2 protein-coding genes are annotated in these 1,917 nt (G+C 78.1%); both read right to left on the reverse strand.

The window, feature by feature from the left end; all coding sequences use genetic code 11:
- A partial coding sequence (locus ACFVHV_RS43715; protein WP_380359459.1) for an alpha/beta fold hydrolase occupies positions 1-1,099 on the reverse strand: 1,099 nt, incomplete at its 3' end.
- A 133-nt stretch (positions 1,100-1,232) separates the two neighbouring features.
- A partial coding sequence (locus ACFVHV_RS43720) for a 2-oxo acid dehydrogenase subunit E2 (RefSeq protein ID WP_380359462.1) occupies positions 1,233-1,917 on the reverse strand: 685 nt, incomplete at its 5' end.

Below are 1,917 nucleotides of genomic sequence, written 5' to 3' on the forward strand. Positions count from 1 at the left end.
CCGCCGGGGGGGGGCGCCCGTCTCGGGCCCCCCGCCGGCCCGGCGGGGGGGGGCGCGGCGGCGGCGCCCCCCCCCGCCCCTCGCTCAGGCGGGCGCGCAGCAGGGAGAGGATCAGCCACCGGCGCATCGCCCCGACGTGTCCCGGGGAGCCGTGGACGTCGTCGAAGACCTTGAACCGGGCCCGCGGTGCCAGCAGCGCGAGCCGGCGGTGCTCGCCCTGCGGGATGATCTCGTCGCGGGAACTGGCCACGTAGTCGACCGGGATGTCCACGGATCCGAGCTGGGCCGGGGTGAGCGCGAAGTCGGCCAGGACGTCCCGGAGTTCGTCCCGGTCCGCGGTCCGGGTGAGCCGGCGCAGGGTCTCCACGGTGATGCCGGGGACCTCGGGCCACCAGGCGGAGTCGGTGAAGAACCCGGCGACGGGCGCCCCGACGGTGTGGATGCTGCGGATGCGGGGGTCCTCGGCGGCGGCCCGCAGCGCCAGGTGCCCGCTGAAGCTGAGGGCGAGCGCCGCCGTCTCGGCGACCCGCGCGCGGTCGGCCAGCCGGTCCAGCAGGTACGGCAGCAGGCGCCAGGAGTCGGCACGGTAGGGAAGCGTGTTCTCGCCGACCCCGGGCAGTTCGGTGGCGACGGCGGCGAAGCCGAGCCGGGCGAACAGCGGAAGCGTCGGAGCCCACTGCTCCTTGACGCTGACGATGCCTCCCATGATCAGCAGCAGCGGCCGCGGCCGGTCGGCCGACAGGCCGGACGCCCAGGCCGCCAGGTTGCCGTCCGGGTGTTCGAACTCCAGCCGCTCGATGCCGTTGCGGCCGGTGCGCCGCCAGGTGTCGAAGGCGTCGACGCAGCGGCGCTGGGCCTCCAGCCGGTCCTCGTCGCCGTGGTACGGGAAGCGGGCGAGCGCGTAGCGCCGGCAGGCGTCGAGCGGGCGGCCGGCCCGCAGCCGGTCGCCCTCGGCGGTCCACACCCGCGCCCAGGAGCCGGGGTCGCCGGGTTCGTCCCCGGTGATCCGGGACAGTACGGACCGGACGTACTGCTCCGTCAGGCCCTGGCCGCGTCCGTGCAGCCGGGCGAACTCCTTGAGCTCTGCCAGATGGTCCATGGTGCGTCCTCGGGTGGGCGGTAGGCGGTAGGCGGGGGGCGGTGGGCGGGGGCGGGGGCGGGGTGGTCGGCGCGGGCCGGGCCGGGGGCGGCCCCGGCCCGGCCCCGCCCGGAAGGACCGTGCGGGTGGCGGCTCAGGCCGTCCCCGCGGCGCCGGCGGGGCGGTCCGGGCCCGCGCCGTCCTCGAAGCCCTCCAGGGCCTGCTTGAGGTCGGCGAGGACGTCGGCGGCGAGGGCGCCGTCGATGACCCGGTGGTCGAAGGTGAGGCCGAGCCGCATCAGCGGGGCCACCTCGACCCGGCCGTCCCGCACCACGGGCCGGTCGAGCACCCGGCCGGCGTTCAGCGTCACCGCGGTGCCTCCGCTGGCGTGGAAGCCGTCCACCGGGCGGTGCCCGAGCGAGCTGACCGCGACGGTGCCCAGGACGCCGGGGCGGCGCCGGGGGCTGCGCAGCGCGGCGGCGAAGGCCAGCCGGCCGAGCGGGACCGGCAGCCGGCCCAGCATCCGCACGCCGCGGAACTCCGGGAGGTCGGCGGCGGCGATGTCCCGGTAGCGGTCGATCCGCGCCTGGATGGCGGGCAGGTCGGCGCTCTCCAGGCCCGGCAGCAGTGCGGAGAGCACGGTGCGCTCGCCGTCCACCGGGCGGTCGAGGGCGAGCTTGGCGGTGACGCCGGTGAAGCGGACCGTCCGGGGGCCCCGCAGGCCGGGCCAGCCCGGGGCCAGGACGGCGTTGGCCTCGGGGTGGCGGTCCAGCACGCGGCCGGTGGGGTGCAGCAGGGAGGCGACCAGCGGGTAGCGGTTCCCGGCCGCGCCGGCCGCG

It is taken from the genome of Kitasatospora sp. NPDC127116, from assembly GCF_042677365.1.
In the GTDB taxonomy this organism is placed as follows: domain Bacteria; phylum Actinomycetota; class Actinomycetes; order Streptomycetales; family Streptomycetaceae; genus Kitasatospora; species Kitasatospora lactacystinica.